Source organism: Curtobacterium sp. MCBA15_013, assembly GCF_001865095.1.
Taxonomy (GTDB): Bacteria; Actinomycetota; Actinomycetes; order Actinomycetales; family Microbacteriaceae; genus Curtobacterium.
This window is the reverse complement of record NZ_MJGQ01000067.1, coordinates 38,248-53,520: the sequence shown is the minus strand read 5'-3', so window position 1 is coordinate 53,520 and position 15,273 is coordinate 38,248. Positions and strand designations below refer to the sequence as shown.

General features: G+C 71.1%; 17 protein-coding genes. 5 read left to right on the top strand and 12 right to left on the bottom strand.

The window, feature by feature from the left end:
• Nucleotides 1-24: 24 nt before the first annotated feature.
• The 3 genes from BIV01_RS17255 to BIV01_RS17245 all read right to left on the bottom strand — a co-directional run bounded on the left by BIV01_RS17255 (nt 25) and on the right by BIV01_RS17245 (nt 2,235).
• The gene (locus tag BIV01_RS17255) at nt 25-639 is read right to left on the bottom strand and encodes a TetR/AcrR family transcriptional regulator (RefSeq protein WP_175473775.1); all 615 of its coding nucleotides are present in this window, start codon (nt 637-639) and stop codon (nt 25-27) included.
• Nucleotides 640-866: 227 nt separating this feature from the next.
• Entirely contained in the window at nt 867-1,493 is a 627-nt protein-coding gene (locus BIV01_RS17250) for a rhomboid family intramembrane serine protease (protein ID WP_071303655.1), read from the bottom strand.
• 118 nt (nt 1,494-1,611) lie between these two features.
• Entirely contained in the window at nt 1,612-2,235 is a 624-nt protein-coding gene (locus BIV01_RS17245) for a TetR family transcriptional regulator (RefSeq protein ID WP_083414123.1), read from the bottom strand.
• Here BIV01_RS17245 and BIV01_RS17240 point away from each other — a divergent pair.
• A complete protein-coding gene (locus tag BIV01_RS17240) occupies nt 2,229-2,927 on the top strand; it encodes an alpha/beta fold hydrolase (RefSeq protein WP_254791876.1) in 699 nt (232 codons plus the stop codon). The two genes, BIV01_RS17245 and BIV01_RS17240, sit on opposite strands and share 7 nt — an antisense overlap.
• A gap of 39 nt (nt 2,928-2,966) precedes the next feature.
• On the opposite strand, the gene BIV01_RS17235 is transcribed toward BIV01_RS17240, so the two are convergent.
• On the bottom strand, nt 2,967-4,004 hold the full coding sequence (locus tag BIV01_RS17235; protein WP_071303653.1) for an LLM class flavin-dependent oxidoreductase: 1,038 nt from the start codon (nt 4,002-4,004) through the stop codon (nt 2,967-2,969).
• 167 nt (nt 4,005-4,171) lie between these two features.
• Here BIV01_RS17235 and BIV01_RS17230 point away from each other — a divergent pair, with 167 nt between their 5' ends.
• Nucleotides 4,172-5,281: a fatty acid desaturase family protein gene (locus tag BIV01_RS17230; protein WP_070416482.1), complete on the top strand. Its 1,110-nt coding sequence runs from the start codon at nt 4,172-4,174 to the stop codon at nt 5,279-5,281.
• Nucleotides 5,282-5,295: 14 nt separating this feature from the next.
• Nucleotides 5,296-5,508: a cold-shock protein gene (locus BIV01_RS17225; protein ID WP_070419121.1), complete on the top strand. Its 213-nt coding sequence runs from the start codon at nt 5,296-5,298 to the stop codon at nt 5,506-5,508.
• Nucleotides 5,509-5,578: 70 nt separating this feature from the next.
• Here BIV01_RS17225 and BIV01_RS17220 read toward each other — a convergent pair whose 3' ends face one another.
• The gene (locus BIV01_RS17220) at nt 5,579-6,535 is read right to left on the bottom strand and encodes a zinc-binding dehydrogenase (protein WP_071303652.1); all 957 of its coding nucleotides are present in this window, start codon (nt 6,533-6,535) and stop codon (nt 5,579-5,581) included.
• A 49-nt stretch (nt 6,536-6,584) separates the two neighbouring features.
• Between BIV01_RS17220 and BIV01_RS17215 the strand changes: the two genes are divergently transcribed.
• A complete protein-coding gene (locus BIV01_RS17215; RefSeq protein WP_071303651.1) occupies nt 6,585-7,217 on the top strand; it encodes a TetR/AcrR family transcriptional regulator in 633 nt (210 codons plus the stop codon).
• A 42-nt stretch (nt 7,218-7,259) separates the two neighbouring features.
• Here BIV01_RS17215 and BIV01_RS17210 read toward each other — a convergent pair whose 3' ends face one another.
• The 4 genes from BIV01_RS17210 to melA form a co-directional block, all read right to left on the bottom strand.
• On the bottom strand, nt 7,260-8,138 hold the full coding sequence (locus BIV01_RS17210; RefSeq protein ID WP_254791875.1) for a carbohydrate ABC transporter permease: 879 nt from the start codon (nt 8,136-8,138) through the stop codon (nt 7,260-7,262).
• The gene (locus BIV01_RS17205; RefSeq protein WP_071303649.1) at nt 8,138-9,097 is read right to left on the bottom strand and encodes a carbohydrate ABC transporter permease; all 960 of its coding nucleotides are present in this window, start codon (nt 9,095-9,097) and stop codon (nt 8,138-8,140) included. The genes BIV01_RS17210 and BIV01_RS17205 overlap by 1 nt, the downstream gene beginning before the upstream one ends.
• Entirely contained in the window at nt 9,081-10,385 is a 1,305-nt protein-coding gene (locus tag BIV01_RS17200) for an ABC transporter substrate-binding protein (protein ID WP_071303648.1), read from the bottom strand. The genes BIV01_RS17205 and BIV01_RS17200 overlap by 17 nt, the downstream gene beginning before the upstream one ends.
• Before the next feature lie 127 nt (nt 10,386-10,512).
• Complete coding sequence (gene melA / locus BIV01_RS17195) at nt 10,513-11,937, bottom strand: alpha-galactosidase (RefSeq protein ID WP_071303647.1); 1,425 nt, start codon at nt 11,935-11,937, stop codon at nt 10,513-10,515.
• A 144-nt stretch (nt 11,938-12,081) separates the two neighbouring features.
• Between melA and BIV01_RS17190 the strand changes: the two genes are divergently transcribed.
• The gene (locus BIV01_RS17190) at nt 12,082-12,906 is read left to right on the top strand and encodes a helix-turn-helix domain-containing protein (RefSeq protein WP_139199537.1); all 825 of its coding nucleotides are present in this window, start codon (nt 12,082-12,084) and stop codon (nt 12,904-12,906) included.
• 120 nt (nt 12,907-13,026) lie between these two features.
• Here BIV01_RS17190 and arr read toward each other — a convergent pair whose 3' ends face one another.
• From arr to BIV01_RS17175, 3 genes are read right to left on the bottom strand one after another with little or no spacing between them, the layout of a single operon-like run.
• Nucleotides 13,027-13,437 (bottom strand): NAD(+)--rifampin ADP-ribosyltransferase, encoded by a 411-nt coding sequence (gene arr, locus BIV01_RS17185; protein WP_071303645.1) that lies wholly within the window; start codon nt 13,435-13,437, stop codon nt 13,027-13,029.
• A 38-nt stretch (nt 13,438-13,475) separates the two neighbouring features.
• Entirely contained in the window at nt 13,476-14,699 is a 1,224-nt protein-coding gene (locus tag BIV01_RS17180; RefSeq protein WP_071303644.1) for an MFS transporter, read from the bottom strand.
• Nucleotides 14,696-15,241, bottom strand: coding sequence for an ArsR/SmtB family transcription factor (locus BIV01_RS17175; protein WP_071303699.1), 546 nt, complete (start codon nt 15,239-15,241; stop codon nt 14,696-14,698). The genes BIV01_RS17180 and BIV01_RS17175 overlap by 4 nt, the downstream gene beginning before the upstream one ends.
• Nucleotides 15,242-15,273 lie beyond the last annotated feature (32 nt).

Sequence of the window (15,273 nt, the reverse complement as noted above, 5' to 3'; positions counted from 1 at the left end):
CGTGCCGGGCAGGGGAACGTGCTGTCAGTTGCGGGGGTGTGTGGGCCGAGTAGGTTCCGGCGCCGCCCATCCCGTGCGCGTCAGCGCAGAAAGCGCCAAGGCCGAAGCGTCGTCCGCGAGAGAGGCCCCGCGCACCCAGCTCGTCGCAAGTGCAGCGAGGAAGAGATCACGCGGCCGGACGTCATGGCGCGCGAGGCCATCCCGTTGGGCCGCCTCTAGGAACTCCGCCGTCGTCGTCACGAACCCTTCGCACGTCGTGGCGAGCGGCGACGCGCTCGTCTCCGTCGCCGTTCGTAGAGGTTCGGGAAGACCCTCGTACGCCCCGGCCCAGGTGACGATCGCTGCAAGCCAGCCGTCAAGCGCTTCGGCCGTGTTCACCGACTCAGCGCGCAGGTGCTCGCGTCGAGCTATCAGTTCCTGGTCGCGGGCGGCCAGTAGTGCTGCCAGCAGGGCCTCGCGGGTCGGGAAATGACGGTAGAGCGTGCCAGCACCGACGCCTGTCTGCTTCGCAATCGCGTCCAGCGAGGCGCCGACGCCGTGCTCGGAAAAATGCCTCTCTGCGGTCCCCAAGATGAGATCCCGGTTGCGCTGAGCGTCAGCCCTAGGTGCCCGCCCGCTCGTGCTCACGTCAGTAACCACGGTGATCCTCCGCTCTGAGCGGAGACACTCTCCGCGTAGACAGGGAGACTATCTCCGTTTACTGAAAGTGCAAGAACTTACACCGCAGGGCGCCGCCGATCCTTGGCCCGGAACGATCGTCTCTGGCTGCCCGATGAGGGATCCTCATCTGAATGACGCCCATCCTCCCTCCGCCCGTTGAATGGTCGAGCGGTCACCATTGCGACCGGGTCTCGATGCACCTCATCTCACGTGGCAGCGGCGGTCGTCGGACGCCGTGGCCGTGTCCGCGCGATGATGATGGCGAGGAGAGCGCCGGTGAGGAGCCCGATCCCGTGGCCGTCGATCCGCGCCGTCATGACCCCGCCGGTGACCGTGACCAGGACCAGCAGACCGAAGACGGTCCGGACAGCACCGAAGCGGCGCGAGGCGGTCAGTGCGACTGCGACCGCGGCGTCGCCAGCGATGATCGCGGGCCAGACGCCGCCGAGGTCGATCAGTGTCAGGTAGACGCAGAAGAATGCGCTGTACGCGATCGCGACGGTGTCGAGCAAGGCCTCGAAACCGGTGGAGGTGGTGCGGTCCAGAACCCAGACGACGACGAGCGCGCCGATCAGGCCCGCGACGCAGTCCGAGGCGCCACCATCGCGTTGCTCGGGGAGGAGCAGCGTGACGACGAGCCCACTCCCGACGCCTGCGACCAGGTACGTCAGGAGCCACACCCGTTCCGACCGACGCTGCTCGAGTGCTGATCCCACCACAGCGATCCCCAGCAGGTTGAACGCGAACTGCCCCCACCCGTCGGGCTGGACGAGGATCGACGTGACGAGCCGCCACCACTGTCCGGCGCGCACGAGCTCCCCGTCGCGGATCATGACCGCGGTGAGGGGTGAGTGGACAACCGCCGCGACGCTCACGGCTGCTGTCACGACGGTGACGACGAGGGTGGTGCGTGAGGACTGCGCCGCGAGCCGCTGACGAACCGACGGGTCATCAGAACGACTCCCTCGCAGCACGGTCGTGGTCCATGGTGCCGAGTCCGGAGTCGAAGAACGCGACCAGGCCGTCACCGAGATCCGACAGGTCCGCGTCGGGTGCCCGGTGCAGTCGGAGGAAGACTCCCTCGACCGTGCGCTGCAAGACATCTGCCGCGATGACCGGGTCGACGCCGCTGAACTCACCCTCCTCGACGCCGGCCGCGATCAACGAAGCGATGGTCTGCTGCGTCGCATCGACATCGCCGCCGTCTGCCGGGAGGCTCCCGGCGAACAGCAGTGCCGCGAGCGTGATCACCTCCGGCCGGTGGGTGTCGGCGAAGGCGACGTTCGCGCGCAGGTAGGCGTGCACCGCGTCGCGTGGCGAGGTTGCTCGCCGCATCGCCGTCGTGACCGCAACCGCGAGGTCATCGACGATCGTCGACGCGACTGCACGCATCAATGCGTCGCGGTCGTCGAAGTGGTACGAGATCAGGCGGGTGCTGCTGAGACCTCCGCGACGGGCGATCTCCGCGAACGAGCAGCGTGCGTACCCGACGTCGGCGATCACCGCGATGGTGGCATGAATGATCTGCGATCGGCGTCGGAGCGCGGCGGCGCTGGGCGATGATGCTGGTGCCATCCGAGGTCCTCCTGCTGGCCGTGCAACTTGACGTGCCACTGCTTCACGAGCATCTTATTACTCACTCAAGTAAATCGAATGAACGTACCGAGCGCCCTGACGACCTCGACTCGATCGCCGCCCTCGCGACCGCGTACCTCGAGCGCCTGCTCGCCGAGGGGCAGCGGGACGTCGCCGTGATCGGTTCCTCGATCGGCGGCTGGATCGCCCTCGAGATGGCGGTGCAGGCAGCGGCCGACGAGCGCTACGGGGGGCTGCTCGGCGCCGTCGTCGACATCGACGGCGTCGGTGCGGTGGTGGACGGCGAGCCCATCGCGGACTTCTTCGCGCTCGACGCCCGCGGACTCGCCGAGGCCGCGTGGCACGACCCGGACCGGGGGTACGTCGATCCCGCTTCGGCCACGCCCGAGCAGCGAGCCGTCCAGCAGTCGAACGGACGGACGATGGCGGTGCTCGCGGGTCGGGCCATGAGCGATCCCACGCTCCTCGGGCGGCTCGGCGCGGTGCGGGTCCCCACCCTCGTCGTGTTCGGCCAGAGCGACGGCATCGTCACCCCGGCGTACGGGCGGGCCGTCGCCGCTGCCGTCCCGGGTGCCGAGTTCCATGTCGTCCCTGCGGCGGGGCACCTTCCGCACCTGGAGGCACCCGCGGCGACGTGGGCGGTCCTCGACCCCTTCCTCGCCGCGCACTGAACACCGCGCGGGGCGTTGACCGGGCGCTCCGCGGCGGTCTCAGCGACCGGTGGTCGCCACGGCCCCCGGCGCCCATCCCAGCGTCGGCCCGAGCCGCTCCGCCATGTCCGTGATGATCTGCGCGTAGTCCTCCGCCTCGAACGAGAACGGCAGCGCGAAGGCGACCTCCGTGGCCACCTGGTACCCGGCGTCCGCGCGCAGACGATCAGCGATCTCGGCCGATGTCCCGACCAGGTCGGCGGCGAAGAGCAGCTTCCCCGGCCTCGTCGGCACCCCGACGCGACCCGACCGACCCTCGACGTAGGCGCGGTACCGGGCCTCCTGCTCGGGTGTCGCCGTGTCGGTGGGGATCACGACGAGTCCCTGCGACACGCGGGCGGTCCCCGGGGACGGGTGCGCCTCGAGGTAGGCGTCGACCTGGGCGCGCTGGTTCGTCGCGAAGTCCGTGCCGATCTCGCTCCGCGTCACGCTCGAGGTGAGCAGGTGGAAGCCGTTCTGCGCCGCCCACACCGCTGACCGCGTGCTGCCCGTGCCGTACCAGAGCCGGTCGGCGAGGCCGGGGCTCTGCGGCTGGACGGTCGTGGCGAACTCCTCGATGCCGCGCTGCTCGGCGACCTCGACGACCGGGTCGCCCCGGACGAGGTCACGGAAGCGCAGGAGTCGGGCGTCGCCGAAGTCCTCCTGCTCGGCGGTGTCCGGGTACAGCGCGTCCCGGTAGAGGTCGTAGTGCATCGGGGTGCCGGAGGAGAAACCGGGGTTGAGACGACCGCCGAGGAGCACGTCGACCGTCGCCAGGTCCTCGGCGAGCCGGAACGGGTTCTCGGCGCCGATCGGCGTGACGGCCGTCCCGAGCGCGATCCGGGAGGTCCGCTGTGAGGCGGCGGCCATCAGCGCGACGGGGGAGGAGATGCCGTGCTGCACGTGCCGGTGCCGCAACCACGCGCTGTCGAAGCCCAGGGCCTCGGCGCGCTCGATGACCCGGAGGGTCTCCTCGTGACCGAGTCCGGGCCGTGCCGGGTCGAACGACCCGATGGTGAGGAAGCCGAGGCGTTCGAGGGGACGTCCGTCGAGAGGCATGCGTCGATCGTGGCAGACGGACCGACGGAAGATCGTGGCAGACGGACCGACGCAAACCGGACTCCCAGGCGAACACGCATGTTCCGCCCCTAGTGTCGCGCCAAGCGCAAACGCGTGAACTCACTCGCATTGGTTGAAGGACCGATCCGTACCGGAAGGCGGTCCTCATGACCACCACTCCGCTCGCACCGGGTTACACCCGCACCCGTCCCGCAACAGGTCCCCGCAAGGGCACGTCGACCTACTCCGCGCTGCTGGCGCAGGTGAAGGACAACGGCCTCCTGCGCCGCCGCACCGGTTTCTACTGGTCCCTGTTCGGAACCCTCATCGGCACCCTCGCCCTCGCCTGGGTCGCGTTCGCGTTCCTCGGCGACTCGTGGTTCCAGCTCATCGTCGCCGGAGCCCTCGGCGTCCTCTTCACGCAGTTCGCGTTCCTCTCGCACGAGGCCGCGCACCGTCAGGTCTTCGCCTCGCAGAAGTGGAACGACCACGCCGGCCGCTGGCTCGGCACGTTCATGGTCGGCCTCAGCTACTCGTGGTGGATGAACAAGCACACCCGCCACCACGGCAACCCGAACACCGTCGGCAAGGACCCGGACATCGCGCCGGACGGCATCCGCTTCCTGCCGGAGGACGCCGCGTCGGTGAAGGGCCCGCTCATGACGACGTTCATGCGCTTCCAGGGCTGGCTGTTCTTCCCCCTCCTCACGCTCGAGGGCCTGAACCTGCACCGCTACGCCGTGATGAGCATCGTCACGGGCAACGGCACGAAGGCCGACGTGAAGCACCGCTGGCTCGAGGCCGGCCTGCTCGTCGCCCGCTTCGGCATCTACCTGACGATCGTGTTCTGGTTCCTGCCCTTCGGCATGGCGTGCGCGTTCCTCGGGGTCCAGCTCGCCGTCTTCGGTGTGATGATGGGCGCCTCGTTCGCCCCGAACCACAAGGGCATGCCGACCATCGCGCACGACGCCAAGGTCGACTTCTTCTCGCGCCAGGTCCGCACCTCCCGCAACATCCGCGGTGGCTGGTGGGTCTCGTTCCTCATGGGTGGCCTGAACTACCAGGTGGAGCACCACCTGTTCCCGTCGATGCCGCGTCCGGCGCTGAAGCAGGCCCGCCTGCTCGTCCGCGACCACTGCGACACGCTCGACGTGCCCTACACCGAGACCACCCTGCTGCGCTCGTACGGCATCGTCGTCCGGTACCTCAACCGGGTCGGGCTCGCCGCTCGTGACCCGTTCGCCTGCCCGATGGTCGCGCAACTGCGCATCCACTGAGAGGGGTGGCTCTGATGCCCACCGGAACCGTCAAGTGGTTCGACAACAACAAGGGGTTCGGCTTCATCACCCCGGACGACGGGTCCGACGACCTGTTCGCCCACTTCTCCAGCATCGTCGCGTCGACGGGCCTGCGCTCGCTCGAGGACACCGACCACGTCCGCTACGTGGTCGGCCCCGGCAAGAAGGGTCCGCAGGCCGACGAGATCTCCGTGATCCGCGGCTGACGTCACCAGGTGACGGACGGGAGGCGCGGTGCCAGCCGGCACCGCGCCTCCCGTCTTTCCATGACCGGGATCAGGGCGTCAGGACGATCCGTCCGAAGACCTCGCCGTCGTCCATGCGGCGGTGCGCTTCCGCAGCGTCCGCGAGCGGCAGCACCGCGTCGACGACCGGGGACAGGGTCCCCGCGGCGGCCGCGCGGAACAGCTCCGTCCGCTCCGACGCCAGGGCGTCGCGCGGCACGGAGTCGAGACTGAAGGTCGCGACCGACCGCGACTGCTGGAAGCCGCGGAGCAGGTGCGCGCCGAAGTCCGCCGGCGGCATGCCGGCCACGGCGCCGACGAGGACCAGCCGACCGTTCGGTGCCAGGCGCTCGATGAACGCGGGCATCGCGGGGCCGCCGACGACGTCGATGACCACGTCGTAGGACTCCGGCCCGTCGCCCGCGCCCTGCCGGTCGAGCACATGGGTGGCGCCGAACCCGCGCAGACGGTCGCCTCGCTCGGCCGAACCCGTCGTCACCGCGACCGCCGCGGCACCGGCCTGTGCGGCGAGCTCGACCGCGGCGATCCCGATGTTGCCGGCGGCTCCGCGTACCAGCACCCGTTCGCCCGGGGCGAGGTGCGCGTGCGCCAGCGCGAACCGGGCGACCGGGGCGGCCGACCCCAGGGCGACGGCGTCCACGGCGTCGAAACCGTCCTCGAGCGGTGTGAGGTCCCCGGTCCCGGCGACGACACGCTCGGCGTACGCGCCACCGACGCCCGTGAACGCCCAGACCCGGCGGCCGAGCCAGTCGACGTCCCGCTGGTCCCCGACGGCGACGACGCGCCCGGCGACCTCGCTGCCCGGGACGTACCCGGGCTCGAGTCCGGGGCGCGCGATCGTCCCGCGCCGGATGACGGCGTCCACGCCGCCGACGCCGATCGCCTCGACGTCGACGAGGACCTGGCCGGGTGCGGCGACGGGTTCGGGGAGCTCGGTGGGGACGAGGCCGTCCGGCGGACCGAAGGACTGGATGGTGACTGCGTGCATGCTCGCGACGCTAACGGACGCCCACGTCCACTTGACTAAAGTGGGAGCGATGACCGACGAGACGTCTCACCTCCGATCCGACGCACGCGAGAACCGCGACCGCGTGCTGCAGGCCGCGCGCGAGCTGTTCGGCGCGCGCGGCCTCGACGTGACGATGCGGGACATCGCCCGGCACGCGGGGGTCGGGCCGGCGACGCTCTACCGGCGGTTCCCGACCAGGCAGGACCTCGTCGACGCCGCGTTCGAGGACGAGCTCGAGCTCTGCCGGAGCATCGTCCTCGAGGGTGCCGCGCTCCCGGACCCCTGGCTGGGCCTGCGTTCCGTCGTCGAGCGGACCGTCGAGTTGAACGCTCGCAACCAGGGCTTCGTCGATGCGCTCGTCGCCGCGGGCCAGGTGTCCGACCGGCTCGCACGGCACCGCGCCGAGCTCCTGCACGCGATGGCGGGCCTGGCGTTGCGAGCCAAGGCCGCGGGACGGTTGCGGCCCGACTTCGTCGTCGACGACCTGCTCCTCGTGCTGCTCGCGGCGCGGGGGCTTGGCGGGGACGACCCGGCCGAGCGACTCGGTGCCGCGCGGCGGTTCGCCGCGCTCGCTCTCGACTCCTTCCGGGCGTCGGCCACGAACGAGCGGCTGCCCGAGCCCGCGCGCGTCGTGGGGGCCGTGCTCCGCGCCGCGGTGTAACCGTGCTGCCGTCCCGACCAGGTACGCCCGCGCGCCCGCGGCCTACTTGATGCCCGTCGAGGCGATGCCCTGCACGAACTGCCGCTGGAACGCCAGGAACACCACGAGCAGCGGCAGCACCGTCACGGTGGCGATCGCCATCACGGCACCCCACGGCGAACTGAACGCCGGGTTGTTCGTCAGCGTCGACAGCGCGACCGGCACGGTGAGGTTCTCGTTGCCCTGCAGCACGACGAGCGGCCAGAGGAAGTCGTTCCACCGGGTCATGAACCCGAGGATCACGAGTACCCCGACGAGGGGACCGCAGGTCGGCAGCACGACCCGGAAGAAGGTCTGGAACTCGCCGGCGCCGTCGAGCCGCGCGGCCTCCATCAGGGCGTCCGGCACCCCGAGCATGAACTGCCGGGCGATGAAGATCCCGACCACGTCGAACACCGTCGGCAGGATGACCGCCCAGGGGGAGTCGACGAGCCCGATCTTCGCGACGACGAGGAAGCTCGGCACGAGGGTGACCTGGATCGGGATCATGATCGTGACGAGGAACGCCGAGTAGAGCAGCCCCCGCCCGACGAACCGGAACTTCGCCAGGGCGTACCCGGCCATCAGCGAGACGACGACGCTCAGCGCGGTGCCGACGCTGGTGATGAGCGCGGAGTTCCCGAGCCACCGCCAGACCGGCTGCGTGCTGAACACCTGCGTGTAGTTCTCGAAGGTGGGCCGGGTCGGGAAGAGCGAGAACGTGCCGCTCTGCGACTGGCCGCCAGGGGTGAGCGCGGAGACGACCATCCAGTACAGCGGGAAGACCATCAGGATCGCCAACGCGGTGAGTGCGGCGACGAGCACCCAGCGGCCCGGGCGTGGCTTCCGCCGCGCGGCGGTCGGACGGGAGGCGCGGGTCGACCCCGCAACGGACAGTGCCATCAGATGGCCTCCTCAGCCTTCTTGTTGGCCCGCTGCCGGAGCAGCGTGAACACGAGCAGGATCGCGACGAGCACCAGCCCGAGCGCCGCGGCGTACCCCATCCGCGCGTCGATGAACGCGGACCGGAACACGTACTGGATGAGCACCGTGGTGGAGAAGCCGGGGCCGCCGCCGGTCATCACGTAGATGACGTCGAACGCCTGCAGCGAGAACACCACGTTGAGGATGAGCAGGATCGACGTCGTCGGTCGCAGGAGCGGCCACGTGATCGTCCGGAACCGCACCCACCGCGAGGCGCCGTCGATCGCGGCTGCCTCCTTGAGCTCGGCGGGCACGGACTGCAGCGCACCGAGGTAGATCACCATGCAGAACCCGATCCGGGTCCACACGACGACGATCACCAGGGTCGCCATCGCCCAGCCGGGCGCGGTCAGCCAGGGCACGCGGCCGAGACCGAGCGCCTCGAGCAGGTTGTTCACGACGCCGTAGTCACCGTTGAAGATCCACGACATGATGACGCCGACCACGACGCCGGCGGCGACCATCGGCACGAAGAAGAGCGCACGGAACACCGAACGCCCGGGCAGCGGTCGGTTCAGCGCCACCGCCAGGGCGAGGCCGATCGCCATCGCGGTCGGGACGGTCCCGATCGTGAAGACGAGCGTGTTCCGCAGCGCCGTCCCGATCAACGGGTCGGAGCCCATGTCGACGAAGTTCTTCCCGCCCACCCAGGTGCCGTCGCCGAGCGAGGTGCTCGAGTCCTGGAAGCTCAGGGTGATCGCGGTCACGATCGGGATGAGCGAGAAGCCGAGGAACAGCAGCGCCGCGGGGCCGACGAACACCCAGGGGACGAACCGGCCCTGGCGTCGTCGTGCGGCACCACCGACGGGGAGCCCACCGGTCGGCGGGGCGGTCGACGCCGTGGTCCGGACCGGCGCGGTCTCAGTTCGCAGTGACACTGCGCATCGCCTCCATCATCTGGCTCGAGGCCTCCTTCGGGCTGAGCTGCCCGAGCAGGCACAGGTCGAGGTAGTCGGCGAACACCGCGTTGAGCGACGAGAAGTACTGCCCGCTCTCGGCCTTCACCATCGACAGCGGGATGGTCGACCCCTGGTCGATGAACCGCTGCATGGTGTCCGAGTTCGCGGCGTACCCGATGTCCGCCGCGTCGAGGGACTCGCGGGCCGGCAGCCAGTTGCCGTCGTGGCAGAACTGCTGCATCTTCGGCCGCGAGGTGATCATCGCGACGAGCTCGGCCGCGAGCTCGGGGTGCTTGCTCGACTTCGTGACGGCGAGGGCGTTGCCGCCGAGGTCGCTCGCCTCACCGACGTTCCGGATCATCGGCGCCGTGCCCCAGTTGTCCCGCATGTCGGTGTCGAGCTGCACGATCGACTCGGGGTTGTTGAGCATCATGCCGATCTGCCCGGTCAGGAACAGGTTGCGGGAGACGTCCCCGCCGCCGCTCTTCGACAGGTTGCCGGTGGTGGCGAGGCCGTCGGCGTACCACTTGCGCCCGAACGCCAGGGCGTCGATCGCCTCGGGGGTGTCCATCGAGGGGGTGGCACCGTCCTCGCCGAGGAACGCGCCCCCGTTCTGGTAGACGAACGGCAGCCACCGGTAGGCGGTCTCCGGCGCGGACCAGCCGTACCCGAACGCGTACTTGCCGGTGACCTGCTTGACCTCCTTCGCGACGTCGAGGAACTCGTCCCACGTCCACGCGTCCGCGAGGCGCTCCGGCGGGGTGACCCCGATCCGGTCCATGACCTCGCGGTTGTAGTAGGTGATGAAGTTGTCGGTGTGCTGGAAGACGCCGTACACACCGTCGTCCCGGGCACCGATCGCCCAGAACGGCGTGCTGTAGTCCTGCTGGTAGTCCTTCGGGATCGAGCCGGAGATGTCGACGAGGCTGCCGTTCGCGGCGTACCGGCCGATCTGCTGCGGGGTGATCCGGATGACGTCGGGCGCGAGGTCCGCGGCGAGCCGGGTGATGAACCACTGGTGGAACTGGCCGGTGGTGACCTCGACGGCGACGCTCGTGCCGGGGTGCGCCGCGACGAACTCGTCGGCGATCTGCTGGTAGCTCGTGATGTCCGTCGGGATGTTCCAGGTCGAGAGGCGGATGTGCTTCGTGCCGCCGTGGGCAGCGGTGCCCTGGCCGGCGCAGGCGGCGAGTGCGCCGGCCATCGAGATGCCGGCCAGCGCGAGGAACCCGCGTCGGGCCAGCTGGGTGGGTGGTCGGGTCGGCATGGTCCTCTCCTTCGAGGTCGTGGTGCCGTGGTGGTCCAGGAGGCGCGGTGCGCGTCCCGGGGTCCGGGTGCGTCCGTGACGGGGCCGGGTCGCGCGGTGGACCCGGCCCCGTCGGCGGACGGGGCGGTCAGACGAGGGCGGGTCGCGCCTCCTGGACGGCACCCTGCTCGGCCGGTGCCGCGGTCGCCGGACGCAGCGACTCCGGGAGCAGCGCGGCGTGTGCGTGCAGCAGCTCGTCGGTCATCTCGGCGATCCGGTCGAGCGTGAGGTGCGCCGCGGTGAGGGGGTCGAGCGCGACCGCGTGGTGGACGTGCTCGACGCTGCCGGTCAGTGCCGCGCGGACCGCCAGCGTCTGCACGTTCGTGTTCGTCCGGTTGATCGCCGCGAGCTGCGGGGGGAGTTCGCCGAACGAGATCGGGGTGACCCCGTTGCCGTCGGCCAGGCAGGCGACCTCGACGCAGGCGTCCGACGGCAGGTTGGCGATCACGCCGGTGCGGTTCGGGACGTTGCCGTAGACCACCGCGGGGACGCCGGTGACGATCGCGTTGACGATGCTCGCGCCGTACTCGACCGACGGGGAGAGGTCGGCCTTGAGCTTCTCGAGCTGCTGGTCGACGTCGCCCTGCTCGTCGTGGGCGAGGCAGATCTCGTAGTAGTCCCAGCGCTCCGGGATGTACTCGAGCACGGTCTCCGGGTCCTTGCGGAAGTACGGCACGTACTCGCTCGCGTGGTGGCTCGACTCGGTCTCGAAGTACCCGAACGACCGCATCAGCTGCGTGCGGACCTGCTCGTTGCCGCCCTCGTAGTTGCTCGCCGCCGCAGCCGCCTCGCTGTGGTCGCCGTCGTCGTCGTGCAGGTCGGCCGCCGCGACGCCGCGCCGGTGCTTCGCGGTCATCACCTCGCGGAGGCGCGGGTACAGGTCCTCGCCGTTCCGCCGCGTGAACTCGAGGATCCAGGCCTGGTGGTTGATGCCGGCGCTGACGTACTCGACCTCGTCGTACGGCACGTCGAGGGTCCGGGCGAGCATGCGCGTGGTGCCCTGCACGCTGTGGCAGAGGCCGACCGTGCGCAGGCCCTTCGCGTTGAGGAACGCCGTGGCCATCGCCATCGGGTTCGCGTAGTTGATGAACTGGGCGTCCGGGCAGAGCTCGAGCGCGTCGCGGGCGATGTCCTCGTAGGCGCGCACGGAGCGCAGGAAGCGGAACACGCCGCCGGGTCCCACGGTGTCGCCGACGGCCTGGTCGATGCCGTACTTCCGGGGGATCTCCACGTCCCACTTGTACGACTCCACGCCGCCGACCTGGAACGTGATGATGACGACGTCCGCGTCGGCGAGGGCCTCGCGGCGGTCGGTGGTCTCGAGGACCTCGGTGCCGAGGCCGTGGTGGGCGACGAGCTCGCGGGCAGCGCTCGCGGTGCGGGCGACCCTGCCCGCGTCGAGGTCCATGAGGTGCAGCGTCGCGCCCTGCAGTGCGGGGAAGGAGACGAGGTCGCCGATGAGGCGGAACGGGAAGACGAAGCCGCCGGCGCCGATGATGGTGATCTTGGTCATGCAACGACGGTAGGAAGCGGGGGCGGGTGCGGGCCTCCGGCTTCGGACGGCGGGGTTCCAGGATCCTCGGATGGGCGCGCTCGGGTCGCTGTCGGGCCCGGAGGCCGCTGTCGGGCCCGCGGGTCGCTGTCGTAGGCTCGCGGTGTGCTCGATGTGGAGACGATGGAAGCGGCGTACTGGAGCCACCGTGGCCCGGCGCCGCTCATGCCGTCGTCCCACCGGCACGACGACCTCGAGATCAACCTCGTGCTCGACGGGCACCTCGACTACCGCTTCGGCGGCGCCCCGGTCAGCGTGCACGCCGGCGAGATCGCGCTCTTCTGGGGCTGGACCCCGCACCAGCTCGTCGGCGACGGGACGGGGACCGGGGAGTTCCGATGGGTGCACATCCCGCTCGGCGAGGTGCTCGCGTGGGGGCTGCCCGACCACGACCTCGGCGCGATGCTGCTCAACCGGCCGGTCGTCGTGCCGACCGAGGCCGCCGGTCGTGACGTCGAGTCGATGCTCGGCTCGTGGCAGCGGGACTTCGCGGACGAGGGCGCCGAGACCATCGCGAACCTCGAGGCCCAGGCGCTCGTCCGACGGCTGCTGCGGCACCACCGGGACGCCGTCGACCTCCGCCCGGGCGGCGGGCACGGCACCGCGGACGCCATGCACCGGGTGATCGACATGGTGCGGTTCGTGGTCGACCGGTTCCGTGAGCCGATCGAGGTGGCCGACGTGGCCGCGGCGGCGCACCTGCACCCGCACTACGCGATGTCGGTGTTCCGGCAGGACGTCGGGACGACCATCCTCGAGTACCTCACCCGGTGCCGGGTCGCCGAGGCGCAGCGGTTGCTCGCGACGACCTCGATGACGACGTCGGAGATCGCGCACGCAGCGGGGTTCGGGTCGCAGTCGAGCTTCTACGCGCACTTCACCCGCGCGTGCGGTGGGCCGCCGGGGGAGTACCGGGCGCGGTCGCGCTGACGGCCTCCGCCGGGCGGGCGCGGGTTTTCGCGCTGACCGACACTTCACGCGGTCGCGCTCCCGTGAACTGTCGCGCAGCGCGAAATCCCGTCCGGGGCGCCGGCCGGTCGGGCGCGGCGGTCAGTTGATGATCTCGCCCCGCTCGTCCGCGCGCAGCGCCGCCAGCCGATCGCGCCACGCCTGGAGTGCCTCCGGCGTCAACCGCGGCCAGCCCGTCACCTCGCCGGTGATCCGGAGCGGCGCCGTGCTGCGGTAGGAGCGCGTCGGGTTGCCCGGGAACTTCTTGTCCGTCACGTTCGGGTCGTCCTCGAACGCTCCGGTCGGCTCGACCTCGTACACACGGGGGAGTCCGTTGCCCGCCGCCAGCTCGGCCGCGAGCCCGGCGCCGTCCCGGAGCGCGGTGAAGTACACGTGGTTCATCACGACCTCGGGCCGGTAGTTCGAGCGGAACCCGGCGATCAGCAGGTCGCCGACGTGCAGGTCCGCCTTGGTCCCGTGGAAGAACGGCCCGTCGTCCAGTGCGTCGCTCACGGCGTCAGGCTAGCCCCGGCGCCGGCTGCGGCGGCACGTCAGGCAGCGGTGACCTCGACGCGCCGGACGCTCCGGGTCGACGCGGCGACGGCGGTGGCCAGCACGATCACGACCGCGCACCCGACGAGCGTCGCCGGGGTGCCGACCACCCCCGCGAGGGGTCCGACGAGCGCCTCGCCGAGCGGCACGGCGACGAACGACCCGACCATGTCGTACGAGTACACCCGCGAGAGCAGCTCCCGCGGCACGTTCGTCTGCAGCGCGTGGTCCCAGGCGATGGAGAACAGTTCGAGGGCGGTGCCGCCGAGCAGGAACGCGACGAGGAGCACGGGGAGCGTCGGCACGAGTCCGAGCGCGGCTGCGGGCAGCGCGGTCACCGCCATCGTCGCGACGCCGATGCCGAGCGCTCGCCGGGGCTGCCACCGCAGCGCCACGACCGCACCGAGCGCGAGCCCGACGGTCTGCGCGGACACCACGAGTCCCCAGGCAGCCCGACCGAAGGACCCGTCGGCCACCACCGGGCCGAGCACGGTCGTCGCACCGACGAAAGCGGCGTTCAGGACGGTGAACTGCGCCACCACGGTCCAGACCCACCGGCGCCGGGTGAACTCCGCCCAGCCGTCCCGGAGGTCGGCGAGCACGGACGTCGGCTCGGCGTCGGCGTCCCGCGCGGGTCTCAGCAGTCGGATCCGCGTGAAGAGCAGCGCGGCGAGCGCGAACCCCGCCGCGTCGATCGCCAGCCCCCAGCCGGCACCGACGACGGCGACGACCGCCGCACCCGCCGACGCACCGACGATGGTGCCGCCGTTCAGCGCGAGCCGGATCACCGCGTTGGCAGGACGGAGTTCCGTCGCCGGGACGGTCTCCGGCACCATGGCCGCGGTCGTCGGCAGGCTCACCGCGGCGACCGCGCCGTTCAGGATGCTCAACAGGACGAGCAGCGGGACGGTGGCGCTGCCGGTCAGGACGAGCGCGGCGATCATCGCCTGGGTGGCCGCGGCCGCGAGCGACGTGACCACGAGCAGCACGTCACGGGGCAGCCGGTCGGCCAGCACGCCGCCGAAGAGCAGGACGGCGACGTTCGCCACCGACCGCGCCGCCACCACGAGACCGAGGTCGACGGGGGAGCCGGTCAGGTCGAGGACCGCGAACGCGAGGGCGATGGGTGCGACCGCGTTCCCGACGATGCTCACCGTCCGGGCGGTGACGAGCCACCGGAACGGGGCGTGCCGCAGCGGCCCGGTGCCCCTCGGCGTCCTCACGGTCGCCGCAGCGGGAACATCGAGACCGTCATCGAGACCGGCACCGTTCCCGGGGTCCGCGGCGGTCGGGCCGCGGCGTGCAGGAGCGCGGCCGCGTCGCCGACGTGCTGCACCACGCGGCGCCACGTCTCCGGTCCGACCCAGAGCTCGGCGTCGGTCGAGGTCGACGGACCGGTCGTGCGGTCGTCGGTGCGCCGGAGGAGCTCCTGGACCAGGGCCTCGACGTAGACACGCTGGTCGTCCGCGGGGAGGACCTCCGGAGCAGCACTCCCGTCGCCGTCGTCGAGGCGGAACCGCCGAGCCGACGACTCGTGCCGGTACCGCTTCGCGTCACCGCCCCGGAGCCGCACGGTCTCGACGACCCGCACGAGTCCAGCGCGTTCGAGCACCCGCAGGTGGTAGCTCGCCGCGGCCTGGGAGACGCCGAGCTCTCGACCGGCCTCGGCAGCGCTCATCGCCGCACCCGTGACGAGCGACAGCAGCCGCAGGCGGACGGGGTGCGCGGTCGCCCGGAGGCTCTCGATGGTGGACACGGAAGCCATCGTGGTCGGCCCCGGCGCGACCGTCAAACGGG

What these genes read in the sequence shown, in the direction of transcription:
- BIV01_RS17250 (WP_071303655.1), bottom strand. Translation starts at nt 1,493, where the DNA reads ATGATCCGCGACGGGGAGCTCGTGCGCGCCGGACAGTGGTGGCGGCTC.
- BIV01_RS17245 (WP_083414123.1), bottom strand. Translation starts at nt 2,235, where the DNA reads ATGGCACCAGCATCATCGCCCAGCGCCGCCGCGCTCCGACGCCGATCG.
- BIV01_RS17235 (WP_071303653.1), bottom strand. Translation starts at nt 4,004, where the DNA reads ATGCCTCTCGACGGACGTCCCCTCGAACGCCTCGGCTTCCTCACCATC.
- BIV01_RS17230 (WP_070416482.1), top strand. Translation starts at nt 4,172, where the DNA reads ATGACCACCACTCCGCTCGCACCGGGTTACACCCGCACCCGTCCCGCA.
- BIV01_RS17225 (WP_070419121.1), top strand. Translation starts at nt 5,296, where the DNA reads ATGCCCACCGGAACCGTCAAGTGGTTCGACAACAACAAGGGGTTCGGC.
- BIV01_RS17220 (WP_071303652.1), bottom strand. Translation starts at nt 6,535, where the DNA reads ATGCACGCAGTCACCATCCAGTCCTTCGGTCCGCCGGACGGCCTCGTC.
- BIV01_RS17215 (WP_071303651.1), top strand. Translation starts at nt 6,585, where the DNA reads ATGACCGACGAGACGTCTCACCTCCGATCCGACGCACGCGAGAACCGC.
- BIV01_RS17210 (WP_254791875.1), bottom strand. Translation starts at nt 8,138, where the DNA reads ATGGCACTGTCCGTTGCGGGGTCGACCCGCGCCTCCCGTCCGACCGCC.
- BIV01_RS17200 (WP_071303648.1), bottom strand. Translation starts at nt 10,385, where the DNA reads ATGCCGACCCGACCACCCACCCAGCTGGCCCGACGCGGGTTCCTCGCG.
- melA (WP_071303647.1), bottom strand. Translation starts at nt 11,937, where the DNA reads ATGACCAAGATCACCATCATCGGCGCCGGCGGCTTCGTCTTCCCGTTC.
- BIV01_RS17175 (WP_071303699.1), bottom strand. Translation starts at nt 15,241, where the DNA reads ATGGCTTCCGTGTCCACCATCGAGAGCCTCCGGGCGACCGCGCACCCC.